At 70.2% G+C, this 19,826-nt stretch carries 13 protein-coding genes; 1 reads left to right on the top strand and 12 read right to left on the bottom strand.

Annotated features, from left to right (window positions below):
• Positions 1–10: 10 nt before the first annotated feature.
• Positions 11–2,755, top strand: coding sequence for an AAA family ATPase (locus GPA03_RS01875; protein WP_206673469.1), 2,745 nt, complete (start codon positions 11–13; stop codon positions 2,753–2,755).
• Positions 2,756–2,760: 5 nt separating this feature from the next.
• Here GPA03_RS01875 and GPA03_RS01870 read toward each other — a convergent pair whose 3' ends face one another.
• The 12 genes from GPA03_RS01870 to uxaC all read right to left on the bottom strand — a co-directional run bounded on the left by GPA03_RS01870 (position 2,761) and on the right by uxaC (position 19,783).
• A complete protein-coding gene (locus tag GPA03_RS01870) occupies positions 2,761–5,358 on the bottom strand; it encodes a GH116 family glycosyl-hydrolase (protein ID WP_156250300.1) in 2,598 nt (865 codons plus the stop codon).
• Positions 5,359–5,361: 3 nt separating this feature from the next.
• Positions 5,362–6,264: a carbohydrate ABC transporter permease gene (locus GPA03_RS01865; RefSeq protein ID WP_156250299.1), complete on the bottom strand. Its 903-nt coding sequence runs from the start codon at positions 6,262–6,264 to the stop codon at positions 5,362–5,364.
• Positions 6,264–7,232, bottom strand: a complete 969-nt coding sequence (locus tag GPA03_RS01860; RefSeq protein WP_156250298.1) for a carbohydrate ABC transporter permease — start codon at positions 7,230–7,232, stop codon at positions 6,264–6,266. The genes GPA03_RS01865 and GPA03_RS01860 overlap by 1 nt, the downstream gene beginning before the upstream one ends.
• Positions 7,233–7,369: 137 nt before the next feature.
• Positions 7,370–8,725: an ABC transporter substrate-binding protein gene (locus tag GPA03_RS01855; RefSeq protein ID WP_156250297.1), complete on the bottom strand. Its 1,356-nt coding sequence runs from the start codon at positions 8,723–8,725 to the stop codon at positions 7,370–7,372.
• A gap of 51 nt (positions 8,726–8,776) precedes the next feature.
• Positions 8,777–9,907 (bottom strand): DUF4185 domain-containing protein, encoded by a 1,131-nt coding sequence (locus tag GPA03_RS01850; RefSeq protein WP_241681037.1) that lies wholly within the window; start codon positions 9,905–9,907, stop codon positions 8,777–8,779.
• 11 nt (positions 9,908–9,918) lie between these two features.
• Positions 9,919–11,019 (bottom strand): glycoside hydrolase family 172 protein, encoded by a 1,101-nt coding sequence (locus GPA03_RS01845; protein WP_156250295.1) that lies wholly within the window; start codon positions 11,017–11,019, stop codon positions 9,919–9,921.
• 12 nt (positions 11,020–11,031) lie between these two features.
• Positions 11,032–11,991: a ribokinase gene (locus GPA03_RS01840; protein ID WP_156250294.1), complete on the bottom strand. Its 960-nt coding sequence runs from the start codon at positions 11,989–11,991 to the stop codon at positions 11,032–11,034.
• Complete coding sequence (locus GPA03_RS01835) at positions 11,988–12,596, bottom strand: KpsF/GutQ family sugar-phosphate isomerase (RefSeq protein WP_156250293.1); 609 nt, start codon at positions 12,594–12,596, stop codon at positions 11,988–11,990. The genes GPA03_RS01840 and GPA03_RS01835 overlap by 4 nt, the downstream gene beginning before the upstream one ends.
• Positions 12,597–12,870: 274 nt before the next feature.
• Complete coding sequence (locus GPA03_RS01830) at positions 12,871–13,908, bottom strand: LacI family DNA-binding transcriptional regulator (RefSeq protein WP_156250292.1); 1,038 nt, start codon at positions 13,906–13,908, stop codon at positions 12,871–12,873.
• Between the two features lie 49 nt (positions 13,909–13,957).
• Positions 13,958–16,435 carry a leucine--tRNA ligase gene (leuS, locus tag GPA03_RS01825; RefSeq protein ID WP_156250291.1) on the bottom strand — a complete coding sequence of 826 codons (2,478 nt, stop codon included), beginning with the start codon at positions 16,433–16,435 and terminating at the stop codon, positions 13,958–13,960.
• 571 nt (positions 16,436–17,006) lie between these two features.
• The gene (locus GPA03_RS01820) at positions 17,007–18,377 is read right to left on the bottom strand and encodes a mannitol dehydrogenase family protein (protein ID WP_241681036.1); all 1,371 of its coding nucleotides are present in this window, start codon (positions 18,375–18,377) and stop codon (positions 17,007–17,009) included.
• Positions 18,374–19,783: a glucuronate isomerase gene (gene uxaC / locus GPA03_RS01815; protein WP_206673429.1), complete on the bottom strand. Its 1,410-nt coding sequence runs from the start codon at positions 19,781–19,783 to the stop codon at positions 18,374–18,376. Before uxaC ends, GPA03_RS01820 begins: the two co-directional genes overlap by 4 nt.
• Positions 19,784–19,826: the final 43 nt, after the last annotated feature.

Here is a 19,826-nt window from a genome sequence, read left to right as displayed (position 1 = left end):
GGAGCACAGCCTGGCGAACCTCATTGGCCGGCGCGCCGCGCGCGAAGCGGTCGACGCGCTGCTGTCCCAGGCACGGTCCGGGCGCAGCGCGGCTCTGGTGCTGCGCGGTGAGGCCGGTATCGGCAAGACGGCGGTGCTCGAGTACGCGCGCGACAGCGCTGACGGCTCCGCCTTCCGCGTGGAGTCCTCGGTCGGCGTCGAGTCCGAGACCCAGTTCGCGTTCGCCGGGCTGCACCAGCTCTGCGCGCCCCTGCTCGACCACACCGGTACGCTGCCCGAGCCGCAGCAGGTCGCACTCGGAGTGGCGTTCGGCCTCCGCAGCGGTGCCGTTCCGGACCGATTCCTGGTCGGCTTGGCGACGCTCCACCTGATGGCCGAGGTCGCCGAGCAGGAGCCGCTGCTGTGTCTCGTCGACGATGCGCAGTGGCTGGACGAGGCGTCGGCACAGGTCCTGGCCTTCGTGGCCAGGCGGCTGGGCGCCGAACGGTTGGCCCTGGTCCTCGGGGTGAGAGATTCCGAGGAAGGCGACCGCCTACCGTTCTCCGGCCTGCCTGATCTCCGGCTGGAGGGGCTCGGCGAGCTCGATGCCCGGGAGCTGTTGAGCGCCGCGGTGCGCACGCCGATGGACGTGCGCGTGCGCGACCGCATCGTCGCCGAGGCCGGCGGCAACCCGCTGGCCCTGCTCGAGCTGCCCCGCAACGCGCCGTCGACCCATCTCGCAGGCGGTTTCGAGCTCCCGGGCGCGCTGAGCGTCCCGCGCCGCATCGAGGAGAGCTTCCGACGCCGGTCGGCCAGTCTCCCGGCCGAGACACAGCAGCTGTTGCTGGTCGCCGCGTCGGAGCCGACGGGCGACGTCGGGCTGCTGTGGCGCGCAGCCGCGCACGTGGACCTCGCTCCCGAGGCCGCGATACCCGCGGAGGCCGCGGGCCTGCTGGACATCGACGCCCGGGTGCGCTTCCGCCACCCCCTGGTGCGATCAGCGGTGTACCGGGCAGCCACGCCGCCCGACCGCCGGCGTGCCCACGGCGCACTGGCAGCCGCGACCGACCCGCAGACCGATCCGGACCGCCGTGCCTGGCACCGCGCGCAGGCCGTGCTGGGCACCGATGAACACGTAGCCGCGGAGCTGGAGCACTCGGCCGAGCGGGCACGCGCTCGCGGCGGTCTGGCGGCCGCGGCCGCGTTCCTGCAGCACGCCACCGAGCTGACGCCCGACCCGGCGACCCGTGCGAGGCGAGCGCTCGACGCCGCCCACGCCAAGCACGACGCCGGCGCGTCCGACGCCGCGGGCGAGCTCCTGGCCGTCGCAGCCGCGGGGCCGCTGGACACCCTGGCAGGTGCCCGTCTCCAGCTGCTCCACGCCCAGATCGCCTTCCACCGGACCCGAGGGAGCGACATCCCGGGCCTGCTGCTCGACGCCGCGAAGTCGCTCTCCCCACTGGACCCGGCGCTGGCACGCGAGACGTACCTGCAGGCGATCGATGCCGCGATCCACACCGGTCACCTGGCCCAGGGCCGCGGGTTGCCCGAGGCCGCCAGAGCAGCTGCCGACGCGCCCCCGTCGCCGGCGCCGCCTCGACCGGTCGATCTGCTGCTCGAAGGACTCACCACGAGGTCAGAGCAGGGGTTCGAGGCGAGCGTCCCGACCCTGCAACGGTCGCTCGAGATGCTGCTCGGCCCGGAGTCCCGGGTCACGGATGACAACCGCCGCTGGCTGTGGCTGGCCTGCCACGTCGCGTCGATGCTGTGGGATGACGACACCCTCTACACGCTGGCCACGACCGCGGTCCGGCTCGCCCGTGACGCCGGTTCGCTGTCCATGCTCCCCGCCGCGCTCAACGCGGTGGCCTCGATACGCGTGCTCACCGGTGAGCTGAACCAGGCCACGGAGCTGGCGGCCGAGGAGGCGGCGATCACGCAGGCCACCGGCGCCCCACCGCTACCGAATGCTCGGCTGATGCTCGCTGCCTGGGGCGGCCGGCAGGCCGAGACGCTCGAGCTCTACGGCAGCATGGTCACCGAGGCGACCGAGCGAGGTGAGGGCGCGACGGTCTGCCTGGCCCAGGCCACGCTGGCGGCGTTGCACAACGGACTGGGCAACTACGAGGCCGCCGTCGCCGCCGCGGCGCCTCCGTGCGAGCACGACGACCTGGCGTACAGCGCCCTCGCCCTGCCCGAGCTGGTCGAGGCCGCGGCCCGCGCCGGCGATACCCCACGTGCCGCGTCCGCGCTGGAGGTCCTCACCTCTCGGGCCCACGCGAGCGGGACGGACTTCGCGCTCGGGCTGGCCGCGCGCTCACGAGCGCTGACCACGACCGGTCCAGCCGCCGAGGAGCACTACCGCGAGGCGCTCGTGCGTCTCACCAGCTGCCGGTGGGCGGTGTTCCTCGCCCGCACGCATCTCGTCTACGGTGAGTGGCTGCGTCGCGAAGGCCGCCGCCACGACGCCCGTGACCAGCTCCGCACAGCCCACCGGATGCTCGTGGACATGGGCATCGATGCCTTCGCCGAACGAGCCGCGCGCGAGCTGCGCGCCACCGGCGAGCAGCCACGAGCACGGACCGCCCAGCCCACCGACGAGCTCACCGCGCAGGAGCTGCACGTCGCGCGCCTGGTGGCCACCGGGGCCACCTCACGCGAGGTCGGCGCCCAGCTGTTCCTCAGCCCGCGCACCATCGAGGCTCATCTGCGCAACATCTTCCGCAAGCTCGGGATCACCTCGCGGCGCGAGCTCGGCACCCTCCACCTACCCTGATCCGCCTAGGACGAGGGCGACCGGCCCAGCAGCGGGGCGGACTCTCCAGCACGCAGCCGCAGCGACACGTCGCAGGCGTCCGCGCCGTCGAGGCGAACGTGATCGACGGCGAGGCTGCCGTGATCGCACCTCAGCGCAAGGGCACCGTCAGCGGAGCTCAGCACCTGACCCCACCCGCCGTCGAGCACGATCGGCCACGCCGAGCCAGGAGCGGGTGAGCGCAGGGTCAACGTCCGCGAGCGTGCGTCCCAGCGCTGACCGGTGCGTGCCTCGAGAACGCTCCAGCCCGAGAGCGCGCGGACGTAGTGGTCACCGCACTCGATCTCGTTGTACGGGTTGCGACGGCGACCGTCGTACCGGCCCCAGACGCCGTCGACCACGGCCCGCGACTCCGCCGCCAGACCCTCGTGCGCCAGGTGGGCCGCCACCTGGTACTCGATCCCGGTCCACACCTCATCGCAGTAGCGCGTGGGCACCTCCGGCCGGCCACCGGTGGGCCACGTGCACATCAGGAGCCCCGTCTCGTCGCCGTCGGCGAAGCTGCGGTAGGGGTGCTCGAAGCCCTCGAAGCCGCGCCGCACGTTGTACCGGACCACCGATCGCAGCGCAGTCCTCACGTTCTCGGCCGGCAGCAGGTAGCCGAGGTCGAGCACGTGTGCCCACCACTGCCCGATCAGCTGGTCCGACAGGCATCCGGGACCCCACTGGAACTCGACAGGATCGCCCTGCTCCAGGACCTGCCGGTAGTACTCCCCCGTGAAGAGCTCGGCGTCGTAGCGTGCGCTGCCACGTTCGAAGAGGTCACGCCAGGTCCCCGCCTGATCGATGTCGTCGACCTCTCGCGCCAGCTCCTCGCCCGCGCGCAGCGCGGCGAGCCACAAGGTACCCATGTAGGTGTTGAGCCCGGCCAGGTCGATGTCGTGGGTGGAGGGCTGGATGCCGTGCAGCATCCCGGTCTGCGCGGGGTCCCACGTCCTCGCGATGTAGTCCAGCAGCCGTTGCAGGTTCGGCCAGTACCGCTCCAGCCACGGCTGACCGACACCGTTGCGCACCTGCTGGTAGCCCTTGAGCACGGCGGCGAGCATGCCGTCGAGCGCCGGGTCCTTCGGCCCACCGATCGGTCGGTCCCACAGCTGGCCGAGCGCGGTCGGCAGGATCACGCGGTGCGGGATGAAGCCCGCGGGCGCCTGCATGACGTCCAGCTCGGTCTCGCGCATGCTGCGGTCGAGCTCGGGCCACAGCCGCGCCAGCCCCTGCGCGTACATGAACACGTGCGTGCAGTTGAGCGGGCAGGAGCCGCCCACATCGCCCGACCACATCGTGGTGGAGGCACCCTGCACGCCCTCGAAGCCGTAGAGCTCACCCGAGGCGACCCTGAAGAACGACGGGCTCCGCACGATCGCGGCCTGCGCCGCGAGGTGCTCCACCTCGACGTCATCGAGGCCGCTGTGGCGAAGCGTGCTGGTCCATCGCAGCGTGGCGTCGCGCAACCCGGACCACCGCTCGTGCACGTGGTCCGCGACCGCGCGCGCGCTCGCGAAGCGGGTGGCGTAGTGGTTGCCCAGCCAGTGCCGCTCAGCCCCCCACTCGGGCCGGATCCCACCGAACTGCGTGAAGTTCATGTACCGGTTCGGCAGCCACCAGGCCAGGCTCACCCGGATCTGGGTGGACGCCCCCGGCTCGACGTCGAACTGCGCCGCCAGCCCGCCGTTCCACGTGCTGCCCTCGGGGCTCGGCCCCGCCGCCGCCCAGGAGCCGGACGGCTGCGGATCCGCGAGATCCGGGGGCATGTGGGCCCAGTCCCGCGGACCGAAGGGTTGCCGCTGGCGCAGGAAGTCGAGGAACTGCTCCGGCTCGGTCCAGTGCGGTAGCGCCGTGGTGAGCGGGGCGTCTGCGCTCACCACGAGCTGGCCGGCGCCAGGGTGCCGCTCCGCCAGGCCGGGGTTCTCCATCAGCAGGTGCGTCCAGCTCGCGGGACCATCGGGCTGCTCGACGGCGGAGCGGTCCACCCGGTTCACGTTGCCGCCGTAGCCGGGCGCCCAGACACCCTGCGGCTGCAGCGTGCCGTCGATCCCGAGCGGGTTCTGCATCCCGATGCCGAGCCACCCGTGTGCCGGGACGTCCGTGGTGTTGGTGATCGTGAAGGTGAACATCGCCACCGGCAGCGAGCTGGCCTCGACGTCCAGCGGCACCATCGGCGTGAAGGCTTCGAGCCGCACCGTCACCGGGAGGTCGTCCTCGTAGTCGATCTCCGCCACCGGGTAGGTCGCGCGGAACCGGGTGGCCTCCACCCCGCCGTGCCGCGCGAGCAGCTCGTGCTGCCAGCGAGGCACGAGGTCGTCGTTCACCAGCGGGGTGCCGGAGAGCCGCCGCGGCGGCGGCGCCTGCAGCACCCGCACCGCGTCGAACGGTGGCTCCCACTGCGAGACCCGCAGCGCGAAGAACGAGTTCGGGAGGTCGCCGCGGTGATTCCCGATGTTGTGGAGCTGCCACTGCCGCAGCCCGCCGTCGGCACCGATGCTGACGTTCCCGGTCCCGATGCCACCGAGCGGCATCGCGATGTGCGGTGCCTCCGAGGAGGCCACCGAGCGTTGCGTCACCATCGTCTACTTGAGCCCCGCGATCTTGATGCCGCCGATGATGTGACGCTGGAAGATGAGGAACAGGATCAGCACCGGCAGCGCCGCCAACGTCGATCCTGCCATCAACATCCCGAGCTCGGCCGCCCGTTCAGACCGGAACGTCGCGAGGTACTGCTGGATCTGGTAGAGATCTCGGCTCGTGATCGTCATGATCGGCCAGACGTAGGAGTTCCAGAACGCGAGGAACGAGGTCATCCCCACCACCACGAACACCGGCTTGCTCATCGGCAGGAAGATGTGGCGGTAGATCTCCCACTTGCTCGCGCCGTCGAGAGTCGCAGCCTCCTCCATCGCCAACGGAACGTTCAGGTAGTACTGCCGCATGAAGAACAGATGCGCGGCCGAGGCAGCGCCGGGCAGCACCAGCACCGCCAGCGTGTCGAGCATCCGCAGCCGAGTCACCACCACGAACGAGGTCAGCAGGATCGCCATGCCAGGGATGAACATGGTGGTGATCACGTACACCCAGAGCACGTTCTTGAAGGCGAACTCGAGCCGTGCGAACGCGTATGCGCCGAGCGAGTTCACGGCCAGCGACAGCACGGTGAACATGATCGCGCCGGCGAACGTGACGCTCATCGAGCGGATGAACTCCGGATCCTGCAGGATCAGCTGGTAGTTCTCCACCCGCCACACGTCGGGAAAGAACTGGAAGGGTGTCTCGACCACCTCGGAGCGGCTCTTGAAGCCGGCGATGAGCATCCACGCCAGCGGGAACAGGGCCAGCAGCACGATGACCGTCGCCATGACCGCCTTGCCGGCACCGATCAGCACGCCCTTCAAGCCGCCCTCGGAACGGCCGCTCGAGCGGGGCGCCTGCCCGATCGCACTGATCGCAGGCGCAGTCACCGGGGTCTGGGCAGCCATCAGCCGTCCACCGCCTTCTCGGAGTTGAGGACACGGAAGATCCCCGCGGAGATGCTCCCGAGCACGATCATCAGCAGGATCGCCGCCGCGATGGAGTAGCCCACGTAGGTGTCGTTCCTGAAGTGCTGGAAGATGTAGAGGTTCGGCAGCAAGGTTCGTTCGAGCGGTCCTCCGTCGGTCATCACCAGCGGAAGCTCGAACTGCTGGACCGCCGCCGTGAAGCCTGCGATGAGCAGGTACAGGAAGATGTTCCGCATCAAGGGGATCGTGATGTAGAAGGTCTTCTGGAACCACGTGGCGCCGTCGAGATCCGCCGCTTCGTAGTAGGAGGGCGGGATGTCGACCATCCCCGCCAGCATGATCAGGGTCCCGATGCCCAGGCCGAGCCAGATCGCCGGCACCGTCAGCGCGCCGAGGGCGGTCTCCGCGTTGCCCAGCCACGCCTGCTTCTCGATGCCGAACAGGCCGACGAAGGCGTTGAGGATGCCGCCCTGGTAGTTGTAGATCAGCACGAAAACGATCGAGGCGATGACGCCGGAGATGATCGTCGGGATGTAGATGCTGACCTTGAGCACGGTCGCGAGCTTCCCGCTGACGCTCTTGACAAGGCTCGCGAACAGGAACCCGATGATCAGCTGGACGGGAACCACGATGACCGCGAACAGCAAACCGCGACCGACCGACTGGATGAAGGTCCGGTCCCCCAGCACGTTGACGTAGTTGCGCCACCCGACCGGGATCGGTGGCGTGTAGAAGCTCCAGTTGTAGAAGCTCAGGTAGATCGCATAGATCACCGGCCACACCACGAAGATCGTCAGCAGCAGCACGATCGGCGCGAGCATCGCGTACGCCATCACGTTGCTGCGCGCATTCACGCCGGTGCGCACGCGTGGCTGCTTCACGCGCCCTCGGCGCACGCGTGGTGGCACGGTGGCGGCGCCTGGTGGCGCCTGAACCGTCTGGGTCATCGTCGACTCCTCCTGGTCGAGCCCTGCATGTGCCGCGGACTGGCTGCTGCGGCGGCGAGCACGAGCCGTCGCGTCGAGTACGAGCGGTGCACGGCTCGTACTCGACGCTGAGGCTCGCCTCGATCGCCCGTTGCCGGCTACTGCGGCGCAGTCCCGGCGAGCTGGTTGGCCTCGATCAGCCGGTTGATCTCGGCGTTGCAGTCGGCCAGCGCGGCGCTGACGTCCGTGCCCTGCATCGCCTGCTCGAGCGCGGTCCCGAACGCCAGGGAGATGTCCCACGGGTAGGAGGCCTCGGGCTTGGAGTTCGGCACGATCTGCTCGGCGATCGTCGCGGCCCACGGGTTCTCCGAGCTGGACGCCGCCTCGATCAGGTTCTCGTTGACGGTGGTGCGGGGTGAGTACTTCGAGTACTGGGTCGCCGCGAAGTACTCGAGCAGCTGCTCGTCATCGCCACCGCCGAGGGCGTGCTCGATGAAGCTGGCCGCTTCAGCGGGTACCTCGCTCTTGGCGTCGACCACCCAGGTCCAGCCACCGAGCGTCGCGGTCGGCGCCGTCGGGTCGCCGTGGAAGCTCGGCATGGGCGCAGCAGCGATGTTCTCGACCATCTCGGGGAAGTCGTTGAGCAGCACGCTGGCGAACCAGGACCCGCCCATGTTCATGGCGAGCTGGCCCTGGCCGAGCGGGTTGCCGTCAGCGACACCGGACAACGCCTGCTGCGGCAGCGAGCCGGCCGCGTACATGTCCTGCCACGCCTGCAGGAACGGCGCGTACTCGTCCGTGCACTGGGCCTCGCTCCAGTCGTCGCTGATCGGCAGATGACCGGCCACGTTCCACTGCAGCCCCCAGGTGCTCCAGCCGGCATCACCAGCGGACTGCGGGCCACCGAAACCGAACACGTCACCGCTGGTCAGCGTCGCGGCGTGCTCGACCAGCTCGTCCCAGGTGGCCGGTGGTGCGTCGATGCCGGCCGCCTCGAACAGGTCGGTGCGGTACCAGAGCACGGCCGAGGGCTCCACGAGCATCGGGAAGGCGTAGTGATCCTCCCCCATCGAGACCGAGCCGAGCACCTCCGGCTGCACGTCGGTCCAGACGTCGTCGCCGATGTGCTCCGAGAGCGAGAGGATCTGCCCGGTGCTGGCCGCCGAGATCACGCCGTTGTAGGCGATGGTGTACATGTCGGGGGCGTTGCCGGCGGCCTGGGCTGCGGTCATCCGCTGCTCCCACGCGTCGCCGGGCACCTGGGTGAGGTTGACATGGACCTCCTCCTGCGAGGAGTTGAAGGCGTCGACGACAGCCGTGTACCAGTCGTTCTCCACCTCCTGGAAGCTGAGCTGCCAGAACTCGACGGTGGTCGCGCCCTCGGGCACGTCCTCGCCGCCGCCTCCGGTGTCAGCGGGCTGACCCGGTGTGCCGCTGCCGCAGGCCGCCAGGGTGAGCGCGACTGCGCTCGCCGCGGCGACCATGCCCAGGGCACGGAACGTGGTGCTTCTCATCTGCCATCCTCCTCGATGACTCGGTGGGACTCGGGGTGAAGTGTGGTGCCCTCAGGCATCGGCCGTCTCCAGTCGGGCGCTGTACCAGTACACGTTGTAGGGATCCCAGATCGAGAGCGAGAAGTAGATCGTCTTGCCGTCCTCGCTCACGTACCGGGGGTTCATGTAGGGGCTGTACAGACCGGGGGTCTGCGCCTGTGTGGTGAGCACGTGCGGCTCGCTCCACGGACCCCACGGGGTGATGCCCTCGCTCAGCACGGCGTCGCCGTTCGTCGAGTAGGTCATCAGCCAGCGTTCGAGCGTCGGTGACCACATCACCGAGAGCTCACCGATCGTGCCGTCCAGCACGGTGGTCGCGGCGGTCATGTCCGCGGACCAGATCGGCTCCCCGGCACCGTCGGTGCCGGCGAAGTAGGTGTAGGCGTCGATGTCCTCGACCGCCTCTGTGGTGGCCGGGACCCGCATGAGCTGGACGCCGCCGAACCTGCCGGAGGGGATCGACCAGAAGTAGATGAAGTCCTGCCCACCCTCGGTCACGTCGGCTGTGGCCACCTGCACGAAGTTGGAGTCACCCGGCCACTGCGGCCCGTCGAGCACCTCCCAGCTCGCGCCGCCGTCGGCGGAGCGCACGAGGCCGGCATGGTTGGCGTCCCACGCGCCCGGCTCGCCCCAGAAGCTCACCGACATGTAGTGCAGGTAGATCGTCTCCCCGACGGCGAACCCGTAGGTCGGGATCTTGGTCACCTCTCCCTCGCCGTCGTTGGGATCCTTCTGGCCGACAGCAACCTCCAGGGCCAGGCCGATGTCGTCGAGGACCCAGCCGTCGAAGGTGATGCCGTCGCTCGGGTCCTCGTCGGTCGTGAAGGCCACGGCGTTCGAACGCCAGTTGCCGCCCCCGCCACCGGTCATGCCCTCGTCGCGGGTGCCGAACGTGTCGCCGAACACGAAGTAGGTCCGCTCGCCGACGTTGACCATCGACCCCAGATCGGTGCCGGCGACAGCGACCGACTCGGTGTCGTTGATGGCGCCGGGACCGGTCAGCTGGGCGATCTGGGTGACGTCGCTGGCACCGGTGACGACGAACGGCTTGTCGGTCTCGGTGTCCACCGGCACCCCGTCGCCGCCGCCGGCGCACGCCACGAGACCGCCCGCGGCGATGGTGGCGACGAGTGCTGCGGTCATGCGTCCGCGCCTCATCCCAGCCTCGGGAGCCGCTGCTCGACCGGCAGCAGCGTCAGACCGGTCGCCGGCTCCTCGGCGTACCAGTACGCGGTCGAGGAGAGGTCGTCGCTGCGATGGTTGTTGTGCCCGTGCTCGATCGTCACCCGGATCGAGGACGTGAAGGTCACCGGGTCCTCGATGTGGAACCGGTACATCGAGATCTGCCCGGACCAGTTCTCACCGCCCGGCAAGGTGATCCCGTGGTAGGGCGCGGCGTAGCTCTCGCTCGGGCACCAGGCGGTGTTGAAGTAGTCCTCGGTCCCGGTGCCGTGCAGGCTGGGGGGCCAGCTCTCGCCGTCGACGAAGATCATGTCGTCGCCCTCGCCGTACCAGTTCCATTCCGGGGTGTGCCGCAGGTTGGTGACGTTGAGGACGCACCCGACGTAGTGGCCCCGCCCCACCGTGTCGAGGATCGTGTAGTTGCCCTCGCCGCCGATGTTGGAGCGGCCGAACAGGTATTCCGAGTTCGTCATCGTGCCCTGCTCGATGCCGTCGGTCGGGTTCTGCCGGTTCCAGCTGGCGTGGAAGCGCCCGAGTCCGTCCTCGAGCGAGCTGAAGGCGTCGTAGTCGATGTAGTAGTAGAAGGCCAGCGGCTCGGACTCGCACTCGCTCGTCAGCTCGAACCGCGCCCTGGTCGCGAAGGGCATGTGGAAGAACGAGTTGAAGCCCTTGCCGTCCTGCGGGCTCATCTGCAGGGGCGCCGAGGCGAAGTTGACGGTGCGGGCGTGGCCGACTCCGAAGAAGTCGCCCACAGGCACCAGCACGCTGGGCTCGGGCGAGTCGTCCCAGTAGATGCGGAGCACCAGCTTGCGGAGGAAGTCCTGATCCGCGGTCTCCGGGTTGCCGGGCTGCAGTGGCGCGACGGTGATCCAGATGTGGTTGATCGCCCCTGCGCCGTTGATGTCGGCGAGCGTGATGGTCTCGCCCGGCCGGACGGTCACGCGGTCGTCGTTGCCCCCGCTCGTGTCCCAGCTGGAGACGCGCATCCGTCGATGGTGCCGCAGCCGCGGCAGGTCGCGCAGGCTACTGCCGTAGCTGCCGTAGCCCGCGCCGGTTCCGTTGGTGATCGTCATCGATTCTCCTTCTCAGGCGTGTGCGTGAGCCCCGTCGGGGGCAGTCAGGTCGGTGGTCAGGTCGTCGCGCTCGAGCAGCTTCGCGGTCTCGGCGAGCTGTGGTGCGGCCGGCGCGCCGCCGTGGCGTTGCACGCTCAGTGCGGCTGCCGCGTTGGCGACCACGATGGCTTGCCGCACACCGTCGCCCGCAGCGAGGCGAGCGCCGAGGTTGCCGCAGAAGACGTCGCCCGCGCCGATGGTGTCGATCGCGTCGACCCGGAACGCGGGCACCAGCTCGGGGGGTGCGTCGCCGTCGAGCAGCAGCACGCCGGCGCCACCGAGGGTGACGACGAGCGACCCCGGCCGCCCTGCCCAGTAGGTCTCCGCGACCTGCTCGATCGCCTCCTCCGGGCCTGCTCCGGCGAGCTCGCGGAGCTCCCCCTCGTTCGGGACCAGCACGTCGACCATCGCGAGCAGGTCGGGCGGCAGCACGGCGTACGGAGCCGGGTTGAGCACGACCGTCACGCCCGACGCGTGCGCGATACGCACCGCAGCCAGGATGGCCGGCATCGGCAGCTCGAGCTGCACGAGCAGCACGTCGGCGTGCGCGATCGTGCTCGAGGCGTGCGCCACGTCGTGGCGGGTGACCTGCAGGTTCGCCCGCGGCACGATCACGATCGAGTTCTGACCCCCGGTCTCCACGACCGGCAGGCCCACACCGGTGCCGGCCGCCGCGTCGGCGATGACGTGCTCGGCGGCGATCCCCTCGGCGTGCAGGAAGTCGCGGAACTCCTCGCCGAAAGGGTCGTCACCGATCCGTCCCAGCACGCTCACCTGGGCACCGGCGCGGCGTGCTGCGACCGCCTGGTTGAAACCCTTGCCACCGACGAAGGTCTCGAACGCGGTGCCCACGACCGTCTGACCCCGCTCCGGTCGTACCGGCGCGGTGGCGACCAGGTCGTACATGAAGGACGCCAGCACACAGACCTTCATGATCCCGCTCCGAGCTGCGCACCGAGGGACCCGCCCGGGTGCCGTTCGTGGAACTGCTCGGGCGTGAAGCCCGACATGGTCATCAGGACCGCAGCGAGCGCGTCGCCGATCGCGATCGTGACCGTCGTCGAGGAGGTGGGCGCGAGGCCCAGCGGGTCCGCCTCCCGGTCGACGGCGATATCGAGGTTCACGTTCGCCAGGCGCGACAGCGTGCAGTCGGGGTCGCGCGTCATCGCGATGATCGGCACACCCCAGCGCCGCAGCATCGCGGCGAACTGGTTCACCTCGGCGGTCTCGCCCGAGTTGGAGATGAGGATCGCCACGTCGTTCGGAGTGGCCATGCCGGAATCTCCGTGGAGAGCCTCCGAGGAGTGCACGAACTGCGCCGGGGTCCCCGTCGAGGCGAGGGTCGCGGCGATCTTCGCCCCCACGTGCCCGGACTTGCCGATCCCGGACACCAGCACGCGCCCACGAGCCTGGCGGATCAGCCGCACGGCAGCGGCGAGCTGTGGCGCGATACGGTCCGCGGCGACCGCGATCGCGTTCGCCTCGATCCTCATCGCGCCGACGCCCGCATCGACCGCCGCGTCGATCTTGTCACCCATCCGCCCGTGTCCTCCATGACTCAGGAATCGATTACTGAGGACAGTAATCGATTTCTCCGCCGAAGGGAAGTCCGATGTCCCGATCGGATTTCCCACCCGCCCGAGTCTCTGGTCTCCCATCCCCCAGGCCGCACGCCCCCGGGCGCCACGGGCCCCACACCCGCGCCCCCACGCCCACACCCTCATCCGCCGCTGGCGGCAGGACGAGTGTCCCACCGGCGCCCGCCCAGCGCGCCCGCCATGGCGCGGCGAGCAGGCTACTCTCGCTGCCCGGTCAGCGGGCGGCGCGGGGGCCGGTGCTCTCGCGGATGAGCAGCCGGGGGGTCAGCAGCAGGTGCAGCGGCGGCGCATCGGGCTCGGTGCCACGGCGCAGGAGCTGTTCGGCAGCCCGCTCCCCCATCTCGGCGACCGGCTGTGCCACGAGGGTCACGCTCGGTCGGACGAGCTGGGCCCAGCGCTCGTCGTCGACGCCCACCAGGGAGATGTCCTGCGGCATCCGCAACCCGCTGGCCTGAATCGCCTGATACGCGCCGACCGTCACCGGACCGTTGGTCGCGAAGATCGCATCGGGGCGGTGCGGTCCGTCCAGCAGCTGACGCACCATGCCCTCGGCGTCGCCGGCGCGGAGGTCCGAACGAAGCATGCGGCGGTCGTCGTGAGGGACGCCGGCCTCGTCCAGCGCGTCGAGCGCGCCCCGCAGCCGGTCCTCGGTGGTGCTCACGCCCGAGGGGCCGGCCAGGCAGACGATGTCGCGATGCCCCAGCTCGAGCAGGTGCTGCACGGCCATCCGGCCCGCTCGCACGTTGTCGAGCAGGATCGTGTCACCGCTGAAATCGTGCACGCGCCGGTCGACGACCACGGTGGGCACCCCGGCGGCGAGCACCTCCGAGAGGTCGGAGTCCTCCTGCGAGGTCACGGATACCACCACGCCGGCCATCCGCTGCGCGATCGCGGTGGCGAGGTATCCACGTTCTCGATCGAGCTGCTCGTCGGTGTTGCAGAGCATCACCGAGAAGCCGTTGCGCACGGCCACGTGCTCGACCGCCGCCACCAGCGAGGTGAAGAACGGGTTCTGCAGGTCCGAGACGATCGCCGCCCACACGTCGGTGCGCTGACGCCGCAGCGCGCGCCCGTTCGGGTTCGGCACGTATCCCGACTCCGCGGCAGCGGCGCGGACGCGCTCGGCGAGCGCAGGATCGACCGTCACGGCGCCGTTCAGGACGCGCGACACCGTGGCGCTCGAGACACCCGCAGCACGCGCCACGTCGGTGATCCTCACCGGCGTGCGCCTGTCTGCGCTTGCCTTGCTCACGCCGAGATGGTCCCACGACTCGAGCTTCCCGTGGTGCCCACGGCGCAGATCAGCCGACGACGACGTTGACCAGCGACGGCGCGCGCACGATCACGCGACGTACCGCCCTGCCCTCGGTGTGCGCGGCGATCGCGGCCAACGCCTGCTCCTGCAGGTCTGCCTCGCTGATGTCCGGTGAGACCTCGAGCCGCGCCCGCACCTTGCCCATCACCTGCACGACGGCGGTCACGCTCTCCTGGGCGAGCAGGCTCTCGTCGACCGTTGGCCAGGTGGCGCGGCCGATCGTCGGCTCGTGGCCCAGTCGCTCCCACATGTCCTCGGCCGTGTAGGGCGCGACCAGGGACAGCAGCAGCGCGACGGCCTCGACGGCCTCGCGCACCGCCGGGTCCGCGCCGCCCACCCCGGAGTCGATCGCCTTGCGCGTCGTGTTGACCAGCTCCATCGTGCGGGCGACCACCACGTTGAACCGGTGCGACTCGAGCAGCTCCTCGGCCTGCCGCACGGTGCGGTGGGTGGCCTGACGCAGGTCACGATCGCCGTCGGCAGCATCGGCGCCGGGCGCCGAGGTGACGTCGCCGGCCAGGCGCCAGGCGCGCTGCAGGAAGCGCAACGAGCCGCCGGGCGACATGTCAGCCCAGTCGATGTCGTCCTCGGGCGGGCCGGCGAAGACCAGGGTAAGCCGCACGGCGTCGACCCCGAACTCGTCGATCATCTTGCCCAGGTCCACACCGTTGCCCAGCGACTTGCTCATCGCCTTGCCCTGGTTGATGACCTGGCCCTGGTTCAGCAGCGCGGTGAACGGCTCCTGGAAGTCGATCATCCCCATGTCGGCCAGCACCTTGGTGAAGAACCGCGAGTACAGCAGGTGCAGGATCGCGTGCTCGACGCCACCGACGTACTGGTTCGCCGGCATCCACGCGCGCACGCCCTCGGGGTCGAATGCCTGCGTGTCGTCCTGGGGCGAGATGTAGCGCAGGAAGTACCAGGAGGAGTCGACGAAGGTGTCCATCGTGTCGGTGTCGCGCTGGGCGTCGCCGCCGCACCGCGGGCAGGGCACGTTGACCCAGTCGGTCGCGTTCGCCAGCGGCGACCTGCCGCCCTGCTGCTTGAGCTCATCGCCCTCGAGATCCGGCAGCACGACCGGCAGCTGGTCCTGCGGCACCGGCACCTCGCCGCAGCTCGGGCAGTGGATGATCGGGATCGGCGCACCCCAGAACCGCTGCCGCGACAGCAGCCAGTCGCGCAGCCGGAAGTTGATCGTTCCGGTGCCGACGCCCTTGCTCTCGAGGTAACCCAGCACGCGCTGCTTCGCCGTCTCGACATCCAGCCCGTTGAGGTCGATCTCGTCGTTGGCCGAGTTGATCGTGACGCCGTCGCCCGTGTAGGCACCGCCGTCGAAGTCCGCAGGTGGCTGCACGGTGTGGACGACCGGCAGGTCGTGCGCCTGTGCGAAGGCGAAGTCGCGCTCGTCGCCGCCGGGTACCGCCATGATCGCGCCGGTGCCGTAGTCGGCGAGCACGTAGTCGGCGGCCCAGATTCCGATGCGCTCACCGTTGACAGGGTTGACGGCGTGACGCCCCAAGAACACACCGGTCTTGGGGCGGTCGGAGGCCAGGCGCTCGATGTCGGAAGCGCGACGGACCTCTTCCAGGTAGGCCTCGAACTGGGGGCGCTGCTCGGCGGTCACCAGCTCGGCGGCCAGCGCGGCATCCGCTGCCACCACGAAGAAGGTCGCACCGAACAGGGTGTCCGGGCGCGTGGTGAACACCGTGACGGGCTCGTCACGACCCTCGATCGCGAACTCCACGTGCGCGCCCTCGGAGCGGCCGATCCAGTTGCGCTGCATGGTCAGCACACGCTCGGGCCAGGTGTCCTTGAGCCCCTCCATGTCGTCCAGCAGCCGCTGCGCGTAATCGGTGACCTTGAAGAACCACTGCGTCAGCTCGCGCTTGGTGACCACGGCGCCGCACCGCTCGCACATCCCGCCGACGACCTGCTCGTTGGCCAGCACGGTCTGGTCGTTCGGGCACCAGTTGACGGGCGAGGCCTTCCGGTACGCCAGCCCTCGCTCGTAGAACTTCTGGAACAGCCACTGCGTCCAGCGGTAGTACTCCGGGTCCGAGGTGTGCAGCCGGCGCGACCAGTCGAAGCTGACGCCGTAACGCCGGATGGAGGCGGCCTGCGTCTCGATGTTGGCGTACGTCCAGTCCTTGGGGTTGCTGCCGTTGCGGATCGCTGCGTTCTCTGCCGGCAGCCCGAAGGAGTCCCACCCGATCGGGTTGAGCACGTCGTAGCCGCGCAGCCACCAGTAGCGCGCCAGCACGTCGTGGAGCGCGAACACCTCGGCGTGGCCCATGTGCAGGTCACCGCTGGGGTACGGGAACATCGTGAGCGCATAGCGCTTCTCGGCGCCTGGTGCCGCGGTGCCCGCGCGGAACGCGTCGAGGTCCTCCCACACCGGACGCCACCGCTCCTGGATGGCGACGACGTCGTAGGTCGCCTCGGTCTCGCTCGTCTCGCTGCTCATGGTCGTGTCGGTTCCCTCGTGCTGGTGCGGTGCTGCGGGGCTAGGTCCTCGGGGCACAAAAAAGCCCCTCGGGCGAGGGGCGGCCGCGGCTGAGAAGTCGGTTCTCGCCGCGGCTAGATAAGGAGCAGCCTGAAGCGCATGCCGACATCGTACTCGCGCCTGTCTCTTCCCGCGATCTACGGGTGCGCCTCGTGGCCGGGCCGCGAGCGCGTCGCAGCCGACCCGCCGCGTTGCGGAACGTGCTTCGATGTCCGTTCCGCAACGGCACGACCCGGTAGACGTTGCGGAAACTGCCCAGCTGTCACTTCCGCAACGGCACAGCCTCGAAGGCGTTGTGGAAAGCGCCCTGCTGTCACTTCTGCAACGGCGCCGAGCGGCATGCAGCCGGACCATGGCCAGGTAGCGGTGGCTCAGCGTCCAGCGCCGGCGATCTATGGACGCTCAGCCACCTACGAAGCCAGCCGGTGGACGCTCAGCCACCAGCGAAGCCAGCCGATGGACGCCGGCTCACCACCCAGAGCCGGTCGAAATTGCGTTCACATCGCGAGGCGGGCGAAAGTGCGTTGAAACGTCAGGGGGCGTGAATGGCGTCGACCTGGGCGAGCACGGCGGCGGTGAGCTCCTCGTCGCCGCCGAGGCCGAGCAGGTCGAGCACGGCGGGCACGGCCACCGGCAGGTCGCCGCTGGTCGCCGCAGCGAGGGCCTTCTCGACCGTGGCGTCCTTCACCGGGGCACCCTCGCCGCGCAGGTGGAGCACCCAGGCGGCCAGGGTGGTGGCGCCGCCGGTCGGCACGTTGCCGGCAGCGCGCTCGGCCTGCACCACAGGTACCGTGCGGACCGGGAGCTTCTGCGAGCCGTCGTAGGCGATCTGCGCCGTCAGGTGCCGCACGCGGGCGTTGGCGTAGCGGTCCAGCAGCGCATCGGTGTAGGCCTGGATCTCCTCGTGCGGCAGACCGAGGTGCCGCTCGGCTTCCTGCCACCACAGCTCCACCCAGCCACGGCAGGCCGGGTCGGCGATCGCGGCGTCGATCGTCTCGTGGCTGCGGATCGAGCCCGCGTAGGCGAGCAGCGTGTGCGACCCGTTGAGCAGCCACAGCTTGCGCCGCTCGTGGGGCTCGACGTCGTCCACCAGCTGTGCGCCGGCGGCCTCCCACTGCGGTCGCCCTGCCGGGAAGTCACCGCTGATGACCCATTCCGAGAAGGGCTCGGTCGGCACCGGTGAGGCGTCGTCGGCCCCGATGGCCTCGCGCACGAGATCCCGGTCCGCGTCGGTCGTCGCCGGCGTGATGCGGTCGACCATCGAGGAGGCGAACTCGACGTGCTCCTCGATCCACGGCGCCAGGCTTGCGTCCACGGCCTGAGCGGCGCTGAGCACGACAGCCCCGACCGCCGCACCGTTGTCGGGCAGGTTGTCGCACGGCATGATCGTGATCGCGCCCGAGCCCGCCGCCCGCCGAGCCAGCAGCCCGGCCACCAGCTTCATCGGGGCCGTGGTCACGGCCGCCCGCGGATCCGTGGTGAGTGCCGCCACGTCGGCAGCCACCGCCTCGTCGTCCAGGTCGATCGTGCCGTCGGCGCCCCGGCGGTAGCCCGCCTCCGTCACCGTGAGGCTCACGACGGCGACCGCCGGGTTCTCGAGGTATCCCAGGTAGGCCTCGTGCTCGTCGGAGCTGTGCACCGCCACGATCGAGCCGATGACCTCGGTCGAGTCGCCCTCGGCGCCCTTGGTGATCAACGTGTACAGGCCGTCCTGCGGTGCCAGCGCCCGGGCGGCGTCGGGCCGCCGGCCGGTGAAGGCGGCGATGCCCCAGTCGGCCGCGTCGGGCGCGTGGTGGGTGTACCAGGCGGCGTGCGCCCGGTAGAAGTTGCCGACGCCGAGGTGCACGATCCGCACCGGGGCCGCGGCGGGCATGCTCGGCAGCGAGCGAGACAGTCGGGTCACAGCTTGAACACCTTTCGGGGGTTGCTGACGACGAGGTCGTTGATCGCCTCGAGCGCCTCGTCCATGGCCAGCACGTGCTCGCCGACCAGCCCGGCGATGTAGCCGGCGTCGAGGCGGCGGGACATGTCGTGCCGCGCGGGGATCGAGCAGAACGCCCGCGTGTCGTCGATGAAGCCGGAGGTGCGCGAGAAGCCGGCGGTCTCGGTGACCGCGGCGCGGAAGCGGCGGATCGCCTCGGGAGCGTCGATGAACCACCACGGAACCCCCGCGTAGACGCTCGGGTAGAACCCCGCCAGCGGCGCGATCTCGCGGGAGTAGACGGTCTCGTCGATCGTGAAAAGCACGAGGTTGAGGTTCGGGTGCGTGCCGTAGGCGTTCAGCAGCGGGGCGAGCGCGTTGGTGTACTCGACCGTGGTGGGGATGTCGCAGCCGACGTCGGCTCCGAACGCCTCGAACGTCGCACGGTGGTGGTTGCGCCGCACGCCCGGGTGGATCGTCATCACCAGCCCGTCCTCGGTCGACATCCGGGCCATCTCGCTGATCATGTGGCGGCGGAACGCATCGAGCTCGGTCGCGGTCGCCGAGCCGGCGCGTGCCGCGGTGTACAACCGGCCCGCCTCGGCGTGCTCGAGCACGAGGGTCTCGGCGTCGCCCACGCCGTGGTCGGTCGAGACGGCACCGTGCTCGATGAAGTACCGACGGCGGTCCTCGAGCGCTGCGACGTAGCCCGCGTAGTCGTCGACGGCGATACCCGCCACCTCGCCCAGGCGGGTCACCCGCTCGTTCCACGTCGCCTCCCGCGGGTCGAGATACCGGTCGGGGCGGAACGTCGGGACCACGCGGCCCGTGAACGTCGGGTCGGCGGCGAGGGCCTCGTGCGGCGCCAGGTCGTCGCAGGGGTCGTCGGTCGTCGCGAGCACCTCGATGCCGAAGCGGTCGAACAGCGCGCGCGGCCGGTACTCGGGCTGCGCGATCTTCTCGGCGATCGTGTCGTAGATCGCGTCGGCGGTCTCGCCGCTCGGCCGCTCGGTGGCGCCGAAGATGCCCACGAGCTCGTCCACGAGCCAGTACCGCACCGGCGTCCCGCGGTAGGCGCTCCAGTGCTCGCACAGGATCCTGAAGGCGCGGCGCGAGGCGGCCTCGTCGAGCGGCCCCTCCCCCACGCCCAGGTCGCTCAGCGACACCCCGTGCGCGTGCAGCATCCGCGTCACGTAGTGATCCGGCGTGATCAGCAGCGACGTCGGGTCCCGGAACGGGATGTCCTCGCTAAGCCACTGCGGCGGCACGTGGCCGTGGGGGCTGAGGATCGGCTTGTCGGCGACAGCGTCGTACAGCTCGCGCGCGACGGCGCGCGTGGCTGCGTCGGCGGGCAGCAAGCGGTCGGGGTGCAGCTCCAGTGCAGGCATGCGCATCATCGTTGATCCACGCCGATCGTCGGTGCCAACTATT

The organism is Pseudactinotalea terrae (assembly GCF_009733845.1).
GTDB classification, from domain to species: Bacteria; Actinomycetota; Actinomycetes; order Actinomycetales; family Beutenbergiaceae; genus Pseudactinotalea; species Pseudactinotalea terrae.
Note: the sequence above shows the minus strand (reverse complement) of the source record. Positions and strands in the feature narration are given on the sequence as shown.

Bases quoted from the DNA above. Each gene is read 5' to 3' on its own strand.
- GPA03_RS01870 (WP_156250300.1), bottom strand. From the start codon at position 5,358: ATGGTGACGCAACGCTCGGTGGCCTCCTCGGAGGCACCGCACATCGCG.
- GPA03_RS01865 (WP_156250299.1), bottom strand. From the start codon at position 6,264: ATGGCTGCCCAGACCCCGGTGACTGCGCCTGCGATCAGTGCGATCGGG.
- GPA03_RS01860 (WP_156250298.1), bottom strand. From the start codon at position 7,232: ATGACCCAGACGGTTCAGGCGCCACCAGGCGCCGCCACCGTGCCACCA.
- GPA03_RS01855 (WP_156250297.1), bottom strand. From the start codon at position 8,725: ATGAGAAGCACCACGTTCCGTGCCCTGGGCATGGTCGCCGCGGCGAGC.
- GPA03_RS01850 (WP_241681037.1), bottom strand. From the start codon at position 9,907: ATGACCGCAGCACTCGTCGCCACCATCGCCGCGGGCGGTCTCGTGGCG.
- GPA03_RS01845 (WP_156250295.1), bottom strand. From the start codon at position 11,019: ATGACGATCACCAACGGAACCGGCGCGGGCTACGGCAGCTACGGCAGT.
- GPA03_RS01840 (WP_156250294.1), bottom strand. From the start codon at position 11,991: ATGAAGGTCTGTGTGCTGGCGTCCTTCATGTACGACCTGGTCGCCACC.
- GPA03_RS01835 (WP_156250293.1), bottom strand. From the start codon at position 12,596: ATGGGTGACAAGATCGACGCGGCGGTCGATGCGGGCGTCGGCGCGATG.
- leuS (WP_156250291.1), bottom strand. From the start codon at position 16,435: ATGAGCAGCGAGACGAGCGAGACCGAGGCGACCTACGACGTCGTCGCC.
- uxaC (WP_206673429.1), bottom strand. From the start codon at position 19,783: ATGCCTGCACTGGAGCTGCACCCCGACCGCTTGCTGCCCGCCGACGCA.